This is a genomic window from Virgisporangium aurantiacum, assembly GCF_016863635.1.
In the GTDB taxonomy this organism is placed as follows: domain Bacteria; phylum Actinomycetota; class Actinomycetes; order Mycobacteriales; family Micromonosporaceae; genus Virgisporangium; species Virgisporangium aurantiacum.
Window position 1 is genome coordinate 45,898 of record NZ_BOPG01000048.1, and the last position, 18,279, is coordinate 64,176.

Genomic DNA, 18,279 nt, shown 5'->3' on the forward strand with positions numbered 1-18,279 from the left:
CGCGATCGGACCGGTGCCGGGCGGCCCGGAAGCGGCTGGCACCGTGCCGACCGGCCGCCCGAAGTCGCTGCGCGGCGGGGCGGCAGGCGGCGCGGAGGACGGCGGCGGAGCGCCCGGGCCGGCCGGCCGGGGGCCCGAACGGGCGCCGTCGGACGGCCGGTCTTCCGGCTTCGCGAGGCTCGGGCGGTTGCCCGGCCCGGACCCAGGCGAGCCGCCGGACGCCGCGCCCGGCGAGGCGCCGGACCCGGTGCCGCGTGCCGCGGTGGGAGGTTCCTGGTCGGACGTGCCGGCCTTTCCTGCCGCGGCTTCGGCCGCCCGTGCGTTGGCGGCCGCCTGAGTTTCGGTCATCGGCTAGTCCTGTTCGTCCGGCTCATCGGCGTTGCGGGCTATGGCGATGAGGGTCACGCCCGAGGGCAGGTCCATGAGCTTGACCCCCATTGTGTTCCGGTCTCGTGTTCGACGTACAGGTTTGACCGGGGTTCTGATCACTCCCCCGTTCGAGGTGATCGCGAACAGTTCATCATCTGGATTGATGACGACTGCTCCGACCAGCCCACCCCGGCGGGAGGTGATTTTAGCGGTCAGGACGCCCTTGCCACCGCGCCCTTGTACCGGATACTCCTCGATCGGAGTTCGTTTCGCGAATCCACCGTCTGTAGCTACCAGAACATCCATACCGTCCCGAACCACCTCCATCGACAGCAACTCGTCACCGTCGGTGAAGCGCATTCCGATCACTCCGGAGGTGGCCCGCCCCATCGGCCGGAGAGTGTCGTCGTTGGCGGTGAAGCGGATCGCCTGCGCGTGCTTGCTCACCAACAACAGATCCTCGTCCGGGCCGACCAGTGCCGCACCGACCAGTTCATCATCGTCGCGCAAGTTGATCGCGATGATGCCGCCTGACCGGTTTGAGTCGAACTCTTCGAGTTTGGTCTTCTTGACCAGGCCGTTCTTCGTGGCCAGCACGAGGTACGGAGCCACCTGGTAGTTGCTGATCTGGATGACCTGGGCGATGTGCTCCTCGGGCTGGAACGCCAGCAGGTTGGCCACGTGCTGGCCCTTGGCCACCCGTTGCGCCTCGGGAAGCTCGTACGCCTTGGCCCGGTACACCCGGCCCTTGTTCGTGAAGAACAGCATCCAGTCGTGGGTCGAGGTGACAAAGAAGTGACTCACGATGTCGTCCTGGCGCAGCGTGGCGCCGGAGACACCCTTGCCGCCGCGCTTCTGCGAGCGGTAGAGGTCGACCTTGGTGCGCTTGGCGTAGCCGGTGCGGGTGATCGTGACCACCACGTCTTCCCGGGCGACGAGGTCTTCCATGGAGACCTCGCCGTCGAACGGAATGATCTGCGTGCGGCGCTCGTCGCCCCACTTCTCGACGATCGCGGCCAGCTCGTCGGAGATGATCTTCCGCTGCCGCTCCGGCTTGGCGAGGATGTCCTGCAGGTCGGCGATCTCCAGCTCGATGCGGCCGAGCTCGTCGATGATCTTCTGACGTTCGAGTGCGGCCAACCGGCGCAGCTGCATGTCGAGGATCGCGACGGCCTGCACCTCGTCGATGTCGAGCAGCCGGATCAGGCCGCCGCGCGCCTCTTCCACCGTGGGCGAGCGCCGGATCAACGCGATGACCTCGTCGAGCGCGTCGAGCGCCTTGACCAGACCGCGCAGGATGTGCGCCCGCTCCTCGGCCTTGCGCAGCCGGTACCGGGTGCGCCGGACGATGACCTCGACCTGGTGCGCCACGTAGTACCGCACGAACTGCGCCAGGTTCAACGTGCGCGGCACGCCGTCGACCAGCGCCAGCATGTTGGCGCCGAACGTCTCCTGCAACTGGGTGTGCTTGTACAGGTTGTTCAGCACGACCTTGGCCACCGCGTCGCGCTTGAGCACGATCACGATGCGCATGCCGGTGCGGCCGGACGACTCGTCGCGGATGTCGGCGATTCCGGCGAGCTTGCCCTCCTTGACCAGCTCGGCGATGCGCTCGGCCAGGTTGTCGGGGTTGACCTGGTAGGGCAGCTCGGTGACGACCAGCGTCGCGCGGCCGCGCCGGTCCTCGTCGACGTCGACGACCGCGCGCATGCGGATCGAGCCGCGGCCGGTGCGGTAGGCGTCGTTGATGGCCTGCTGGCCGACGATGAGGCCGTAGGTCGGGAAGTCGGGGCCCTTGACAATCGTGATCAGGTGGTCGAGCGTGGCCGCCTCGTCGACGTCCGGGTTTTCGAGGCACCACTGCACGGCCGCGGCGATCTCGCGCAGGTTGTGCGGCGGGATCTTGGTGGCCATGCCGACCGCGATGCCCTCGGACCCGTTCACCAGCAGGTTCGGGATCCGCGACGGGAGAATCGTGGGCTCCTGCGCCCGCCCGTCGTAGTTGGGCTGGAAGTCGACGGTGTCCTCGTCGATGTCCCGCAGCATCTCCATCGCCAGCGGGTCGAGCCGCGACTCGGTGTTGTGGCTGACGAACCCGTTCGTGATGAACGAGTGGTCGTCGGTGTCGACCCGGATGCTGAACACCGGCTGCGTGCCGGCCGGCGTCACCCCGATGACCTCGGCGTAGTGGAACCGGCCGTCGGCCAGCGGCTCGGTGACCGTCCGCAGGTCGCTCTCGCTCAGGTGCGCCGAAAGCTCGCGGGTGAACGCGGCCATGCCGGGCACGCGGGCGCCACGCACCGCGGCGCTACGGCCGCGAGCGCGGCCGAGCTCCGCCTGGAGCTTGCGCTGGCGGCGGCCCAAAAAGCCCACATTGGACGCGAATGAGCGCACCTCGCCGTACCCCACGACCACGGCGAACCCGGTGCCACCCCGCCGGCTGATCCGGCTGACGACCCCGAACTCCAGCAGCAACTGCTGCACCTCACGGGCCAACCGGACGCTCCGGGTGGGGTACGAGACCCGGATGGTTTCGCGTGAAACATTCGTGACGCCGTCGCCCTCGAAGAGCGCCCGCAGGAACGCCACCTTGACCACCGGCGCCGCACCCCAGATGAAGCCGGGCACCCGGTCGGGTGCCACGAGATCACCCAGCGGCTGGACGTCCATCTCGAACAGGCCACCCGGCCGCTCGGTGACCGTGCGCCCGGTGCCGACCGCCGAGTCGTAGGCGGCGAGGACGCGGGTGAAGTACTCCTCGTCGGTGGTGCAGAACCCGGCGTGGTCGCCGGACACCCAACCCGCCGCGGTGAACGCGCCGGCCACGATGGCGGCGTCGAGCTCCTTGCCGGCCGCCAGGCCGACCTCGGCCGCCGGGGTGCGCTGGACGACCACCCGGTCGCCCGGCCGCACCTCCTCGAGCAGCTTCCACAGCAGCGTCGGCACTCCCCCGACCGGAACCAGGGCCAGCACCGGGTGGTTGTGCGTACCGGTGACCTCGTAGCCGTCGCGCGTGCGCAGCGTCAGCGTCGGGTGGCTGCCGGAGTGGAAGAACTTCGTGGCCCGCACCGGGTTGGCGCTGCGGTCGAGCACCTTGAGGTCGATGTCGTGGGTGGAGTTCGGCTCGGCGCCCGGCACGATGTCGCCGATGCGGACGGTGCCCTCGACGGTGCGCACGAGCGTGTCGCCGGTGACGCAGTACCGCATGGCCGCCGGCGGGTCGTTGCCCGGCGAACCGAAGTTGCCGTTGCCGTCGACCAGCGGGTAGCGCAGCGACCACGGCTGCGCCATGCGGACCAGCGCGTCGTAGATCGACGAGTCACCGTGCGGGTGGAACTGGCCCATCACGTCGCCGACGACCCGGGAACACTTCACGTACCCGCGATCGGGCCGGTAGCCGGAGTCGAACATGGCGTACAGGATCTTGCGGTGCACGGGCTTGAGGCCGTCGCGGACGTCGGGCAGCGCCCGGCCGACGATGACGCTCATCGCGTAGTCGAGGTACGAGCGTTGCATCTCGACCTCGATGCCGACCGGCTCGATGCGGCTGCCGGTGCCGTCGCCCTCGTTGCCGGCGGCCGCGCCCACGAGGCCGGCCTCGGTGGGGGTCTCGCCGGCACCGGCGCCGACCGGCCCGCTCATGGGATCGGACTGACCGCCGGTGGCCTCATCGGTGGCCCCATCGCCCGCACTGTCGTCGGGACGCGCGCCATCAGGCTCTGTCACTGATCTTCCTTACTCGTCTGTCGAAGGTGCCGGGCGGGGCTGTAAGCATCTGGATCAGATGTCCAGGAAGCGCACGTCCTTCGCGTTGCGCTGGATGAACGACCGGCGTGCTTCGACGTCTTCACCCATCAAGACGCTGAAGAGCTCATCCGCGGTTGCGGCGTCGTCGAGGTTGACCTGACGCAACGTGCGGGTGGCCGGGTTCATCGTGGTCTCCCACAGCTCCGGGTAGTTCATCTCGCCGAGACCCTTGAACCGCTGGATGTCGTCGGGCTTGGCGTTGGCCTTCTTCTCCTGGCGCAGCCGGATCAGACCGTCGCGCTCGCGGTCGGAGTACGCGTACTGGGCGTCGTCGCCCTTCTTGTTCCACTTGATCTTGTACAGCGGCGGCGCGGCCAGGTAGACGTGACCGAGTTCCACCAGCGGGCGCATGAACCGGAACAGCAGGGTGAGCAGCAGCGTCTGGATGTGCTGGCCGTCGACATCGGCGTCGGCCATCAGGATGACCTTGTGGTACCGCAGCTTCGCGATGTCGAACTCGTCGTGGATACCGGTGCCGAGCGCCGTGATCAGCGACTGGACCTCGTTGTTCTTCAGCACCCGGTCGATGCGGGCCTTCTCGACGTTCAGGATCTTGCCGCGGATCGGCAGGATCGCCTGGGTGACCGGGTCGCGACCCTGCTTGGCCGAGCCACCGGCGGAGTCGCCCTCGACGATGAACAGCTCCGACACGCGCGGGTCGGTGGACTGGCAGTCGGCCAGCTTGCCCGGCATCGAGCCCGACTCCAGCAGCGACTTGCGCCGGGCCAACTTGCGGGCCTGTGCCGCCGCGATCCGGGCGCGGGCCGCCTGCGTGGCCTTGGTAATGATCATCTTGGCCTCGGCTGGGTTGCGCTCCAGCCAGTCGGCCAGCCACTCGTTGCAGGCTTTCTGCACGAAGCTGCGAACCTCGGTGTTGCCGAGCTTGGTCTTGGTCTGGCCCTCGAACTGCGGCTCGCGCAGCTTCACCGAGATGATCGCCGCGAGCCCCTCGCGGATGTCTTCACCGGAGAGCTTCTCGTCGCCCTTGAGGATCTTCTTGTCGGACCCGTACTTGTTCACGATGCCGGTGAGCGAGGTACGGAAGCCCTCCTCGTGCGTGCCGCCCTCGTGCGTGTTGATCAGGTTGGCGAATGTGAACACGCTCTCGCCGTACGACTCGTTCCACTGCATGGCCACCTCGACCGCCATGCCGTCGCCCTCGGCGCTGAACTCGATGACCGACTTGTGGATCGCGGTCTTGGTCTTGTTCAGGTGCCGCACGAAGTCGGCGATGCCGCCCTTGTAGCAGAAGGTGACCTCACGCGCCTTCTGCTCCTCGCCCTCGGTGCCAGGGCGCAGGTCGCGCAGCGCAATCGTGAGGCCGCGGTTGAGGAACGCCCGCTCCTCGAGCCGGCGGTAGATCGTCTCGTAGTTGAAGACCGTGGTCTCGAAGATCTTGTCGTCGGGCCAGAACGTGACCGTGGTGCCGGTTTCCTGGGTGGCCTCGCCCTTCTCCAGCGGCGCGGCCGGCTTGCTGTTGAGGTAGGTCTGCCGGTAGACGTGGCCGTCCTTGCGGATCTCGACCTCGACCTTGACCGACAGCGCGTTCACCACCGAGACACCGACACCGTGCAGACCGCCGGAGACCTGGTACGCCTTGCCCTCGAACTTGCCGCCGGCGTGGAGCATGGTGAGCGCCATCTCCAGACCGGTCTTCTTCGTCTTGGCGTTGACGTCGACCGGGATGCCACGGCCGTTGTCGATCACCCGGATCGCGCCGTCGGGCAAAATGGTGACGTCGATGCTGTCGCAGAAGCCGCCCAGCGCCTCGTCGACGGAGTTGTCGACGACCTCCCACACGAGGTGGTGCAGGCCGCGCTCGCCGGTGGAGCCGATGTACATACCTGGTCGCTTACGGACAGCCTCCAGGCCCTCCAGCGCTGTCATCGTGGAGGCGGTGTACTCGGACTGCTGCTTCGGCGATGCCACTCTCGGTCGCTTTCTTGCCCGGCCGGGAGCCGGGCAGGGTCGGGCGGACGCGCGGAAGTACCGGGTAGCGGATCCTGGTGGATGCCCCGACTGGCGACCGCGACGCACGCTTATGGAGTGCTCCGTCAATCTTACTGGGTACGGACGACAGAATGCGCCTCGCAGGCACCTGTGGCGCGCGTAGCGGGGAGAAAGTCCCCCGTCGCATCTCCCCCCACGCGGGCCGGGGAGCCGGGGCGCCCGTGAGGCGCTGCGCACCCGGGGCCGGGGCCGGCGGACCCGCGCCGGGAGGACGGCTCGCCAAACTGTCGCCGTTAGCGTAGATTCCGCGCGCGGTGGATGGGCAGGTACCACTGAACGGGACACGACCGTATTAAGGGGACGCGGTGAGCGTCATTCGTGCGGCGCACGGTGCACGATGGGGACGAAGAGCGAGGTGAACGGGCGGATGGGGCTGGACAACGTTGCGGTTCAGTGGCCCCGCACGGGTCGCTTCTACGATCCTGTCGCCCCGGCCGAGTTCGTCGACTTCGAGGCCATGGCCGACAGCAGCCCGACGATGCCCGGCCCGGCGGCCGCGCTCGCCGACCACATCGCCAAGACCGGCACGGTGCGCGCCACCGGTTACAGCGAACTCGTCGACCTCCTGCTCGGGCTCGGCAGTGTGCTCTACGCCACTGACGCCAGCGCGGAGGACGAGGACCCGGTGCTCGACCCCGACCAGTGCGCCTGGGTGGCCGGCGGCCTGGAGCGCTTCCTCGCCGGGCACCGTGACCACGGCGAGGAGGTCACGTTCGAGTCGGTCGGCGCGGTGATGCGCAAGGCCCTGGAGGGCACCCGGCTCGCCGAGCAGCAGCTGCGCTGGCTCGACGGTCGTCTCGACGCTTTACGCGACGAATCGGGCGAACCGCCGCAGTGGAGCTTCACGCTCACCGAACTCACGGTGCTGTCCGCCTTCTACCGGCGGTGCGCCGACCGCGGCTTCGCCGTCTACGCGGATTTCTAGGCCGGATCTCACCCGTACGTGTCGCGGGGGCCCCGACCACGCACCCGGCGCGGGCCCCGCGACCACGACGGCGCAACCGGGCCGTGGATGTGCAGTTTGCGCACCACACCGTCGCCGACCTCGGCGGCGATCGTCTTGATCAGCTTCCCGGCCAGCAGCCGTAGCTGGGTGGCCCACGAGGTCGAGGACGCCTCGATGGTCAGCTCGCCGTTCTCCAGCTTCACCGGCCGGCACTTCTCGGCCAGGTCGGCGCCGACCACCGTGGCCCACTCGCCGAAGATCCGCGCCTCGGCGGCCGGCTTCTGCCAGCCCCGGGCCTTGACCAGCTTCGCGAGCAGCGCTCCGAACGGCTGGGGATCGCGCGGGTCGGGCCCGGGGCCCGAGTAGCCGCGCAGCCGGCGTCCATTCGAACCACCGTCACCGACGGCCCGGCGGCGCGGCGGAACCTTGCGCCGCGCGAGCGCCGCGTCGAGCGCGGCGCGGGCCAGTTCCGGACCGGCCAGGCCCTCGGGGACGCCGGGAACGCCCTTGTTGTCTTTCGACTCTTCAGCCACGTCGCACCTCGCCGTCCTGGACAAGATATCGGGCCCCCCGCAGGCGGACCGGGACGTCGTCGTCGACCGCGCAGGTGACGAGCACCTGTTCGGCGCCGGACACCAGGTCGGCGAGCCGCTCGCGGCGGCCCGAGTCGAGCTCGGCGAAGACGTCGTCGAGGACGAGCACCGGCTCGGCGCCGCCGTCGCGCAGCAACTCGTACGCGGCCAGCCGCAGCGCCAACGCGACCGACCAGGACTCGCCGTGGCTCGCGTAGCCCTTGGCGGGCAGGTCGCCCAGGGTCAGCGCCAGGTCGTCGCGGTGCGGGCCCACCAGGGTGACGCCGCGCTCGATCTCGGCCGGCCGCCGCTCCACGATCGCCTCGGCGAGCGCCTTCTCAAGGTCGGCGCCTTCCGGCGCCGGCGTTTTCGAGACGTATGCCAGCCCGGCCGCGCCCCGGCCCGCCGCCACCGCCTCGTACGCGGTGGTGACGAGCGGCCCGAGCGTCGCCGCCAGCTCCAGCCGCGCCGCCCACAGCTTCGCGCCGTGCTGGGCCAGGTGGGTGTCCCAGACGTCGAGCGTGGACAGGTCGCCGCCGGCGCCCCGGACCCGCTTGGTGAGGTAGGCCGTGCGCAGCAACGCGTTGCGCTGCTTCACGACCCGCTCGTAGTCGGCCCGCACGGCCGCCATCCGGGGCTGGCGGGCCACCAGCAGCTCGTCGATGAACCGGCGCCGGCCGTCGGGATCGCCCCGCACCAGCGCGATGTCCTCGGGTGCGAACAGCACCAGCTTCACCGCGCCGAGGATGTCGCGGGCCCGGGAGGCGGGCGCCCGGCCCAGCCGCGCCTTGTTCGCCCGGCCCGGCTCGATCTGCAGCTCCACGAGCAGCTCGCGGCCCTCGTTGACCATCTCGGCCCGGACCACCGCCCGCTCGGCGCCGGAGCGTACGAGCGGGGCGTCGGTGGCCACCCGGTGCGAACCCAGCGTCGCCAGGTAGCCCAGCGCCTCGACCAGGTTCGTCTTGCCCACGCCGTTGGGGCCGACCAGGACGGCCGGACCCGCCTCGAACTCGACGAGCACCCGCTGGTAACTGCGGAAGTCGACAAGCTCGAGGCGGCGGACGAACATCTACGCGTCTTTGACCGCGTGCCCGCCGAACTGCTTGCGCAGGGCCGCGATCGCCTTGATCGCCGGCGAGTCCTCCTGGCGCGACACGAAGCGGGCGAACACCGACGCCGCGATCACGTTCATCGGCACGGCGAGCCGGACCCCCTCGTTGATGGTCCAGCGGCCCTCACCGGTGTCGTCGGCGTAGCCACGGATCTTGTCGAGGTTGGGGTCTTCGTCGAGCGCCTTGTCGAGCAGGTCGAGCAGCCACGACTTGACCACCGAGCCCTCACGCCACGACTTGATGATGCCGGGCACGTCGTCGATGATCTCGGCCGCCCGCATGAGCTCGTAGCCCTCGGCGAAGGCGTGCATCATGCCGTACTCGATGCCGTTGTGGACCATCTTGGCGTAGTGGCCGGCACCGTGCCCGCCCGCGTGCACGTAGCCGAACTCGCCCGCCGGCTTGAGCGCGTCGAAGACCGGCTTCACCCGCTCGACGTCGGCCTTCTCGCCGCCGACCATCAGCGCGTACCCGTAGTCCTTGCCCCAGATGCCGCCCGACACGCCGACGTCGACGTAGCCGACGCCGCGCTTGCCCAGGCGCTCGGCGCGGGCGCCGTCACCGTCGAACTTGGAGTTCCCGCCGTCGACCACGATGTCGCCGGGCGACAGCAGCGCGCCGACCTCGTCGACCAGTGCCTCGGTGGCCGAGACCGGGACCATGATCCAGACCACCCGCGGGGTGTCGGTGAGCTTCTCGACCATCGCGGCGAGGCTGTTCACGTCGGCCACGGCCGGATCGTTCGAGAAACCCACGACCTCGTGGCCGGCAGCGCGAATCCGTTCGCGCATGTTGCCGCCCATCCTGCCCAGACCGACCAGACCAAGCTGCATGGTGTTCCTCCTCTTGCGAGCCCGGCGGCCTGCGGCGCCGGTAGCCCCCGTGCGGGGCCGCCGGCCTTTCCGACCGGCCCTGCGAGCCGGCCTCCCGTCAGCGCGGCTCAGCCGCCGATTCGTACCGGCATGATCAGATACCGGTAACTCGACGACACCTGCCCATCTTCTCCCGCGGGCGACAGGATTGCCGGCTTCTTCGGCTCCGTGAACGACAGGACGGCCACCGGCCCGTCGAGCGCCGCCAGCCCGTCGAGCAGGTACTGGTGGTTGAACGCGATCGTCATCGGCTCGCCGGTGTACTCGCAGTCCATCGCCTCGCTGGCCCGCGCGTCTTCGCTGCCGCCGGCCTCGACGACCAGGCCGTCGTCGCCGAACGACAGCCGCACCGGGGTGGCGCGCTCGGCCACCAGCGCGACCCGCTTGACCACCTCGGTAAGCGCCGAGACGGGCACCCGCGCCTGCGCGTTGTGCGTGTCGGGCAGCAGCGCCCGGACCTTCGGGAACTCGCCGTCGAGCAACCGGGACGTGGTGCGCCGGGTGCCCGCCGAGAACCCGATCATGCCCTCGCCGATGCCGCCCCGGGACAGCGCCACGGTGACCGAACCGCCCAGCGGGCCGAGCGTCTTCGCGGTGTCGTGCAGGGTGCGGGCCGGCACCAGGGCGGCCATGTCGGCGCCCGGGTCGTCGGGGTGCCACTCCAGGTCGCGGATCGCGAGCCGGTAGCGGTCGGTGGCGAGCATGGTGAGCGTGTTGCCGGTGAGCTCCAGGCGGACGCCGGTGAGCACCGGCAGCGTGTCGTCGCGCCCGGCGGCGATGGCCACCTGCTGCACGGCGGCGGCGAACGCGGCGGCCTCGATGGTGCCGGCGGTGGCCGGCATGTCGGGCAGCGACGGGTAGTCCTCGACCGGCATCGTCGGCAACGTGAACCGGGCGCTGCCGCACGTGAGCTCGACGTGCGAGCCCACCGCGGCGACGTCGATCGGCAGGGCACGCAGCGACTTGGTGATCTCGGCGAGCAGGCGGCCGGAGACCAGGGCGGCGCCGTCGGCATCGGCCTGGACGTCGACGGTGACCTGGCTGGACACCTCGTAGTCGAAACCGGAGACCTGCAACCGGTTGTCGGCCACCCGCAGCAGGACACCCGCCAGGACCGGCACCGACGGCCGGCTGGGCAGGCTCTTCGCGGTCCACGCGACCGCGTCGGCAAACGCGTCGCGCTCGACTCGGAACTTCATCGCGGATCCTCAGCGTCACGGTGGGACTGGGAAGGTTTGGGTCGGAAGGCCGGTGGGAACGCCCCGGGCACCTCGACAACCCCGTGGAGCACTCGCTGCAAATTGTGCCCCTCGCACCTTAGGGCGTCGAGGGACGGTCTGTGCAACGGACCCCTCGGGTTGGCACACCCGAAGTTATCCACCCACAGATGGTTTTTTGATTTTTCTATAAGAGATCAAAACATCGTCATCATCAGTGTTGTGGATGTTGTGGACAAGAGCCGTTGATGCAGGTCGTTGCCTGATGGGGCCGGTGGACGACCTGTGTACAACCCCGTGCATAGGACCCCTCTCCATCCACAGGGCGAGTTATCCACAGAAGTTTTCAACACGCTGTCCACCCTCGGTCCACCGTTACACACGGTTATCCACACCCGTTGTCCACCGCATCAGCCCTGATGGAAGTCACTTTGCGGTCACCTGATGGATACTCATCGAATACATCCACAGCGCTGTCCCCAGCCGATATCCACAGGGTGTGGAGAACGGCGAGGGACGACGGATCGCCTCAGGTCGTCTGCTTGATCCGGTTCGTCAGCTCGGCGATCTGGTTGTAGAGGGAGCGACGCTCGGCCATCTGTTGACGAATCTTGCGATCTGCATGCATGACTGTGGTGTGGTCGCGGCCGCCGAACGCCTGCCCGATCCGGGGCAGGGAGAGGTCGGTCAGCTCGCGGCACAGGTACATGGCCACCTGGCGGGCGTTGACGAGCACCCGGGACCGCGAGTGGCCCTTCAGGTCGTCGAGGCTGACGCCGAAGTAGTCGGCGGTCGACGCCATGATCTGGTCGGCGGTGATCTCCGGCCCGGAGCCGTCCGGGATGAAGTCCCGGAGCACCTCCTCGGCCAGTGCCAACTGCACCGGCGAGCGGGTGAGGTTGGCGAACGCCGTCACCCGGATCAGGGCGCCCTCCAGTTCGCGAATGGAGTTCGAGACCCGCGACGCGATGAACTCCAGCACGTCGGCCGGCGCGAACAGCCGTTCCTGCGCGGCCTTCTTCTGCAGGATCGCGATCCGGGTCTCCAGATCGGGCGGCTGGATGTCGGCCAGCAGGCCCCATTCGAACCGGGTGCGCATCCGGTCCTCCAGCGTCGCCAGATCCTTCGGCTTGCGGTCGGAGCTGACCACGATCTGCTTGTTCGCGTTGTGGAGCGTGTTGAACGTGTGGAAGAACTCCTCCTGCGTCCGCTCGCGGTTCTCCAGGAACTGGATGTCGTCGATCAGGAGGATGTCGACGTCGCGGTAGCGGCGCTGGAACGCGCTGGTCTTGTCGTCGCGCAGGGAGTTGATGAAGTCGTTCGTGAACTCCTCGGTGGACACGTACCGCACCAGCCGGACGTGCCCTAACTGGGTGGCGTACTGGCCGATCGCGTGGAGCAGATGTGTCTTGCCCAGCCCGGAGTCGCCGTAGATGAACAGCGGGTTGTAGGCCTTCGCCGGCGACTCGGCCACCGCCACCGACGCGGCGTGGGCGAACCGGTTCGAGGACCCGATGACGAACGTCTCGAACGTGTACTTCGGGTTGAGCCGGTTGCCGCTGGTGTCGTTGCCGGTGGCGCGGCGGTCCTCGCGTCCGGTGCCCTGGCGCGGCGGTGGTGGCGGCGGAACGTCGTCGACCGGCGGGCGGGCCTGGTTCCAGTTCTCCCGGGCTTCGTAGCCGCTCCGGTAGTTCGGCTCGTACGTGTTGTTCTCGTACGCGCGGTCGTCGGCGCCGCCGCCGTTGTGGCGTCCGTGCTCCTGTGCGCCGGCGAACGCCGAGCCGGCCGGCGCGGAACCCGCCGGTGCGGCCGGGTCGTGCGTCGGCGCCGGGCCGTAGCCGGCTCCGACGGATGCCACCTGCTCGCGCGGGGTGGCGGGCTCGCCGGACGCCGCGTGGTTGCCGGGTGCGGCCGCGCCCGGATTGGTCTGGCCGACCGGGTCGTACTGCGCGACCGGGCCGGCGGGTGCCGGGTGGTAGGCGGCGACCGCGCCGAGCGGCGCGCCCGGTCCGGCCGACCCTTGTCCGAGCGGCGCTCCCTGTGGGAGCGGAGCGCCGGCCGGGTCGAGCGGTGCGGCCACGCCGAACGGTGCTCCCTGGCCCAGCGCCGCTCCGTGGCCCACCGGCGCGCCGGCGGGATCGAACGGCCCGGCGGGACCCTGGCCCAGCGGGGCGGCCGGATCGTCGAACAGATGGTCGCCGGTGCGGGCCGCCGGCACGGGCTGGGCGCCGGCCGGCACCTCCTTCGCCGGGCGGACCGTGACGGCCACCTGTATCGGCCGGCCCAGCCGGCGGGAGAGGGCGTCGGTGATCGCAGGGCGCAGCCGGGACTCGATCTGGTCTCGGGTGAACGCGTCGGGCACCGAGAGAAGAGCGGTGTCGTCGACGATCGCCCGCAGCCGGGTCAGCCGGAGGTATGCGCGTTGCTGCGCGGAGACGATGCCGTCAGCCAGCTCGTCTGTGGCGGCGTCCCAGACGGCCGCCAAATCAATCGCGTCGCTCACGCGCGGTTCCCCCTCGCTGTTCGCGGCAGCGACCGAGCGGAGCCGCTGTCCACAAGTTATCCACAACCTGTGTATCAACGAGTGACCCGCCGCCAACGGTCTGTCCCCGCCTGGACAAACTGGCCCGGATCGGACTCCGAACCCGACGAGACGCCGTTATGGTGCACAAACACCACTACGCGTAACCGGCCGAGTTCGTTCGCGGTGCCGGCCGGCCACCCCCCAGAAGTGCCACGCAGCCCGTCTGAGCGTTCCGCGCAACCGGCGACGCTAACAGCGTTGTCCACAGGCCTCAACAGTTGTGCACAGGTTGAGGGTGACCGGAGGATCCCCCGGCACTCGTTTTGACCCTTCCCCGGTCGGGTGCGTACCCTGGAACAGCTGTGCTGGGTCAGCGCGGCGACTTTTCGTGCCCGCTAAACATGCCCGTACCACCGAGCGTCATCGGAGCCTCACGTGAGCAAGCGCACCTTCCAGCCCAACAACCGTCGCCGGGCCAAGACCCACGGCTTCCGGTTGCGTATGCGCACCCGGGCGGGTCGCGCCATCCTGAACGGCCGCCGGTCCAAGGGCCGCTCCCGCCTCTCCGCCTGACCTTCCACGGACCCTCTGGTGCTCGCGTCAACCCATCGGCTCCGTCGGCGGGTTGACTTCGCGGCCACCATCCGGGGCGGTCGGCGTGCGGCGCGCGGTGCTCTGGTCGTCCACTATGGTCTTGCGACCGCGGCGCCGCCGGTCCCCGATGATGCGGAACCGGCGGATCTGCCGGAATCCTCTCCGGCTCCGGCGGAGGCCCTGCCTCCGCCGCGGGCCGGATTTGTGGTTTCCAAGGCTGTTGGTGGGGCGGTGATCCGCAATCTGGTGAAGCGCCGGTTGCGGCATCTCATGAGGGCGCGCATCGGAGCGTTACCCGCCGGTGCCATGCTTGTGGTACGCGCGCTGCCGGCCGCGGCCGGGCGGACCTACACCGAACTCGGTGCCGATCTCGATGGCGCGCTCGCCCGAGCGACTTCCGGGAGGAGACGGTGAGCATTCCCGAGCCCAAGACGCTCGGCGGCCGGATCATCGCGGCGCCGATCCGCGGGTACCGTCGATGGATCAGCCCGGTGATTCCGGCGCGCTGCCGTTTCTACCCCTCGTGCAGCGCGTACGGGTTGGAGGCGGTCGCGGTGCACGGTCCCGTGCGCGGCCCGCTCCTGACCATCTGGCGGATATTGCGCTGCCACCCGTTCCACCCCGGCGGTTACGACCCGGTGCCGCCTGCCCGTTCCGCCCGTTCTGAACTGGCTGACACCGAAGGTTCTGGAGCCGCGAAGTGATGGACTATATCTACACCGCGATCTCCTGGATGCTGCTGCGATGGCACAGCGTCTGGGACGCGGTGCTGCCCGACGGCCGCGTTCTGGGAACCGACTGGTCGTGGATCCTCGCGGTCGTCTTCCTGGTGATCACGGTCCGCGTGATCCTGTTCCCGATTTTCGTGAAGCAGATCAAGTCGCAGCGCGCGATGCAGGCGCTGCAACCGAAGATCAAGGAGCTCCAGGCCAAGCACAAGGGCGACCGGGAGTCGATGCAGAAAGAGCTCATGGAGCTCTACCGCAGCGAGAAGGCCAACCCGCTCATGGGCTGCCTTCCGATGTTCCTGCAGATTCCGGTGTTCCTGAGCCTGTTCCACGTGCTCAAGCGGGTGCGGCCCGGCCGTACCGAAGAGGCGAAGACCCTCTACGGCTGGACGGCCGACCAGTTCGACAGCGCCGCCCACGCGAAGCTGTTCAACGCGCCGCTGCCGGCCCACTTCACGTCGAAGGCCGACCAGCTGGCCGACCTGGGCGGCAGCGGCGTCACGGTGAAGATCGTCGCGGGCGTCCTGGTCGCAATCATGATCGCCACGACGTTCATGACCAGCCGGCAGATGATCCTCAAGACCGGGTGGTCGGAAGACCCGCAGCAGCGGATGATCCAGAAGCTGATGCTCTACGGCATCCCGTTCTCGCTGCTGATCTCCGGTGGTCTGTTCCCGATCGGCGTGGTCATCTACTGGGTCACCACGAACCTGTTCTCGCTCGGCCAGCAGTTCTGGGTGCTGCGCAAGTACCCGCCGCCGAAGATGGCCGCCGCCACCGGTACCTCGTACAAGGAGATGAGCGAGCGGTCCGGTTCGGCGGCCAGCCGCAACGCGGCGGCCAAGCCGGGGCCGAAGAACCCGTTCGGGCTGGGCTCGGGCAGTCGTAGCCGCAACGAGAACAAGACCTCGCCGAACGGCAAGCCGAACCTCAACAAGGGCAAGAAGGCCGAAGAAGGCGCACCGCCGAGCACCGAAACGCGGGCGCCCCGTCCCGGGGCCAAACCCGCGCGGAACAAGAAGGGCGGTCCGGCCCGCCGGCAATCGTCGGGTTGACGCGACCACCGTCCGGCTTCGGGCACCTGGCGTTCGCCGGGTCCGCGGCCGGGCGGTGTGGCGCTCCCCCACCGGCTCGCCGCCCGTTAGACGGACGTCAGGTGCCTCCGGGCGCCCCGAACAGTGCGGAGTAACACGTGAACGAAGCTAGCGGCATCGAGACCCGGTCGACCCAGGCGATCGAGGACGACGACGCGCCCGTCGCCGCTGCCGACGTCGACGATATCGAGGATGTCGACGAGGCCGATTCCGAGGATGTCGACGAGGCCGATTCCGAGGCCGACGATTCCGATGATGCTGACGACTCGGACGATGCTTCCGACTCGGCCCCGAGCGGGTCGGGCAAGACCGACCTGTTCCGCGAGAGCGAGATCGCGGCCGACTACGTCGAGGGGCTGCTCGACATCCTCGACTACGACGGCGACATCGACGAACTGGTGTCGGCCGGGCGGCCGATGGTCGAGGTCGTCGGCGGGCGGCTGAACGCGCTCGTCGGCACGCGCGGCGCGACGCTCGAGGCACTGCAGGAGCTGGCCCGGCTGGCCGTGTTCCGGCAGACCGGGTCGCCCAGCCGGCTGCTGCTCGACGTCGGCGGCTACCGGGCCACCCGGCGCAAGGAGCTGGGCGCGATCGCGAAGAACGCGGCCGAGAAGGTCAAGGAGTTCGGCGAGGCCGTGCGGCTGGAGCCGATGAGCGCCTTCGAGCGGAAGTGCGTTCACGACGTCATCAACGCGCTCGCCGGGGTGGAGAGCGAGTCGGAGGGTGTCGAGCCGAGCCGGCGCATCGTCGTGCGTCCGACCCCCTGACATCGGTGGCTGAGCCCGATCGGGCGTCGACGCGGCCTGCGTCGGCGCCCGTTTCTTTGCCGGCGCCTATGTCTGTGTCGGCGGCCGTTCCTGTGCCTGCACCCGGTTCTTTGCCGGCGCCCGCGTCTTTGCCGGCGCCCGTTCCTGTGCCGGCTGCCGTTTCCGCTCCTTTGCCCGCTGCCGTTTCCGTGCCGGCGGCGTTGCGTGACGCGGCGTTGGCGTTGTTCGGTGACCGGTTGCCGTTGGCGGAGCGGTATGCGGAAGCGCTGGCGACCGCCGGTGTGGAGCGGGGGCTGATCGGCCCCCGTGAGGCGCCACGCATCTGGGACCGGCATTTGCTGAACTGTGCTGCGTTGGGCGAGTTGATACCGTCTGGGGTCTATGTCGTAGACGTCGGTTCTGGTGCTGGTTTGCCCGGTATCGTCTTAGCGGTGGCGCGCCCTGACCTCCGGATCTCCCTTGTGGAGTCGCTGGCGCGTCGGACCGCGTTTCTGAACGAGGTCGTGGAGACACTGGGCCTCTCGTCGGTGGACGTGGTGCGGGCCCGGGCCGAGGAGTGCGTCAACGCGCTTCCGCCGGCGGACGTGGTCACCGCCCGCGCGGTGGCTCCGCTGGACCGGCTTGCCGCCTGGTGCCTCCCGCTCGCGCGTCCCGGCGGGGTGATGCTCGCGATCAAGGGATCGTCGGCGGCTGCGGAGATCGAGGAGCACGCGGCGGCGGTGCGGCGGCTTGGCGGGGGGACGCCGAGCCTGGTGCAGGCCGGAGCGCGATGGCTCGCGGAGCCGACGACGGTGGTGGAGGTCTTGCGCACGGTTCGCTCCCGCGGGGCGTCTTCCGGCGGTTCTGGACGCGCCTCTTCCGGCGGCTCTCGTGGCGCGTCTTCGGGCGGTTCTGGAGGTGCCTCTTCCGGCGGTTCTGGTGGGGCGTCTTCCGGCGGGTCTGGTGGGGCCTCTTCCGGCGGGTCTGGTGGGGCCTCTTCCGGCGGGTCTGGTGCGGCCACTTCCGGCGGTTCTCGGGGCGGTTCTCGGGGCGGTTCTCGGGGTGCTTCTTCCGGCGGCGCTCGGGAGGGCTCCCGTGGTGGGGGTCGGAGGTCTTCTGGGACTGGTAGGTCCAGTGGTGCTCGCGGGGCGGCCGGTGGTGCCCGTGGCGCGGCCGGTGGCACGCGAGGGAGCGGTGGCGGCGCGCGATCGGGTGACGGGGGCGATCACCCGAAAAACTAGAAGCGGGGGATTCCTGAATGCGGCGATTGACGTTGGGGGACGTCGGATCACCTCATGGAGAAGTGGATCGGCGGGGTGGGTGGACGGGGCTGAAACGGCGGGTTCGGACCCTGTTTCCGACCTTTCGGGGTCGAAGAAAGCACTCTGAGCCAAGTTCTGAGTCGGACGGGCGTAGCACGGCTGAGCCGTCGACCGTAGGCTTGGCGCGCGCAAACGATACGGACACCGAGGTGTCGAAATCGGGCTTGGCGCCGCAGTCGGCGGACATTCGCGGCGCCCCATCATCGGGATCGAATGGATCGGACACGGTGCGCGACAACGGCTTCGTTCCGGAACGGAACGCGGGCGGCTTAGACGAGCCGCCTGTTTCACGTGAAACACGTCCACTAGACGAGGAGGCGACGTCCACTCTCGACATGGGCCGTTTCATGGGGCGCGCGGCAGCCC

13 protein-coding genes and 4 pseudogenes are annotated in these 18,279 nt (G+C 69.4%); 8 read left to right on the forward strand and 9 right to left on the reverse strand.

Annotation, left to right across the window (positions count from 1 at the left end; genetic code table 11):
- Positions 1-351: 351 nt before the first annotated feature.
- The 4 genes and pseudogenes from gyrA to gyrB all read right to left on the reverse strand — a co-directional run.
- Positions 352-2,448: pseudogene (gene gyrA / locus Vau01_RS65370) on the reverse strand (DNA gyrase subunit A); the annotation flags it as partial.
- Between the two features lie 6 nt (positions 2,449-2,454).
- A pseudogene (locus Vau01_RS65715) lies at positions 2,455-2,646 on the reverse strand (hypothetical protein); the annotation flags it as partial.
- A gap of 50 nt (positions 2,647-2,696) precedes the next feature.
- Positions 2,697-3,885: pseudogene (locus Vau01_RS65375) on the reverse strand (DNA gyrase subunit A); the annotation flags it as partial.
- Positions 3,886-4,149: 264 nt separating this feature from the next.
- The gene (gene gyrB / locus Vau01_RS35735; RefSeq protein ID WP_204002466.1) at positions 4,150-6,105 is read right to left on the reverse strand and encodes a DNA topoisomerase (ATP-hydrolyzing) subunit B; all 1,956 of its coding nucleotides are present in this window, start codon (positions 6,103-6,105) and stop codon (positions 4,150-4,152) included.
- Positions 6,106-6,553: 448 nt separating this feature from the next.
- On the opposite strand from gyrB, the gene Vau01_RS35740 reads away from it, so the two are divergent.
- Complete coding sequence (locus tag Vau01_RS35740) at positions 6,554-7,111, forward strand: hypothetical protein (protein ID WP_204003016.1); 558 nt, start codon at positions 6,554-6,556, stop codon at positions 7,109-7,111.
- Positions 7,112-7,119: 8 nt separating this feature from the next.
- On the opposite strand, the gene Vau01_RS35745 is transcribed toward Vau01_RS35740, so the two are convergent.
- The 5 genes from Vau01_RS35745 to dnaA form a co-directional block, all read right to left on the reverse strand.
- The gene (locus tag Vau01_RS35745) at positions 7,120-7,665 is read right to left on the reverse strand and encodes a DciA family protein (RefSeq protein WP_239152120.1); all 546 of its coding nucleotides are present in this window, start codon (positions 7,663-7,665) and stop codon (positions 7,120-7,122) included.
- Complete coding sequence (recF, locus tag Vau01_RS35750) at positions 7,658-8,773, reverse strand: DNA replication/repair protein RecF (RefSeq protein ID WP_204002468.1); 1,116 nt, start codon at positions 8,771-8,773, stop codon at positions 7,658-7,660. Before recF ends, Vau01_RS35745 begins: the two co-directional genes overlap by 8 nt.
- A complete protein-coding gene (gnd, locus tag Vau01_RS35755) occupies positions 8,774-9,649 on the reverse strand; it encodes a phosphogluconate dehydrogenase (NAD(+)-dependent, decarboxylating) (protein WP_204002469.1) in 876 nt (291 codons plus the stop codon). It abuts the gene before it with no gap.
- A 107-nt stretch (positions 9,650-9,756) separates the two neighbouring features.
- Positions 9,757-10,887, reverse strand: coding sequence for a DNA polymerase III subunit beta (dnaN, locus tag Vau01_RS35760; RefSeq protein WP_204002478.1), 1,131 nt, complete (start codon positions 10,885-10,887; stop codon positions 9,757-9,759).
- Between the two features lie 547 nt (positions 10,888-11,434).
- The gene (dnaA, locus tag Vau01_RS35765) at positions 11,435-13,408 is read right to left on the reverse strand and encodes a chromosomal replication initiator protein DnaA (RefSeq protein WP_204002480.1); all 1,974 of its coding nucleotides are present in this window, start codon (positions 13,406-13,408) and stop codon (positions 11,435-11,437) included.
- A gap of 456 nt (positions 13,409-13,864) precedes the next feature.
- On the opposite strand from dnaA, the gene rpmH reads away from it, so the two are divergent.
- The 7 genes and pseudogenes from rpmH to Vau01_RS63785 all read left to right on the forward strand — a co-directional run bounded on the left by rpmH (position 13,865) and on the right by Vau01_RS63785 (position 17,720).
- Complete coding sequence (gene rpmH, locus Vau01_RS35770; protein WP_204002491.1) at positions 13,865-14,002, forward strand: 50S ribosomal protein L34; 138 nt, start codon at positions 13,865-13,867, stop codon at positions 14,000-14,002.
- Positions 14,003-14,020: 18 nt separating this feature from the next.
- A complete protein-coding gene (gene rnpA / locus Vau01_RS35775; protein ID WP_204002493.1) occupies positions 14,021-14,437 on the forward strand; it encodes a ribonuclease P protein component in 417 nt (138 codons plus the stop codon).
- 32 nt (positions 14,438-14,469) lie between these two features.
- Positions 14,470-14,727 carry a membrane protein insertion efficiency factor YidD gene (yidD, locus tag Vau01_RS35780; protein ID WP_204003031.1) on the forward strand — a complete coding sequence of 86 codons (258 nt, stop codon included), beginning with the start codon at positions 14,470-14,472 and terminating at the stop codon, positions 14,725-14,727.
- The gene (yidC, locus tag Vau01_RS35785) at positions 14,724-15,806 is read left to right on the forward strand and encodes a membrane protein insertase YidC (RefSeq protein WP_204002495.1); all 1,083 of its coding nucleotides are present in this window, start codon (positions 14,724-14,726) and stop codon (positions 15,804-15,806) included. Before yidD ends, yidC begins: the two co-directional genes overlap by 4 nt.
- A gap of 137 nt (positions 15,807-15,943) precedes the next feature.
- A complete protein-coding gene (locus Vau01_RS35790) occupies positions 15,944-16,612 on the forward strand; it encodes a Jag family protein (protein WP_239152121.1) in 669 nt (222 codons plus the stop codon).
- A gap of 170 nt (positions 16,613-16,782) precedes the next feature.
- A pseudogene (rsmG, locus tag Vau01_RS63780) lies at positions 16,783-17,487 on the forward strand (16S rRNA (guanine(527)-N(7))-methyltransferase RsmG); the annotation flags it as partial.
- Positions 17,382-17,720 carry a hypothetical protein gene (locus tag Vau01_RS63785; RefSeq protein WP_239152150.1) on the forward strand — a complete coding sequence of 113 codons (339 nt, stop codon included), beginning with the start codon at positions 17,382-17,384 and terminating at the stop codon, positions 17,718-17,720. The pseudogene rsmG and the gene Vau01_RS63785, both read left to right, overlap by 106 nt.
- Positions 17,721-18,279: the final 559 nt, after the last annotated feature.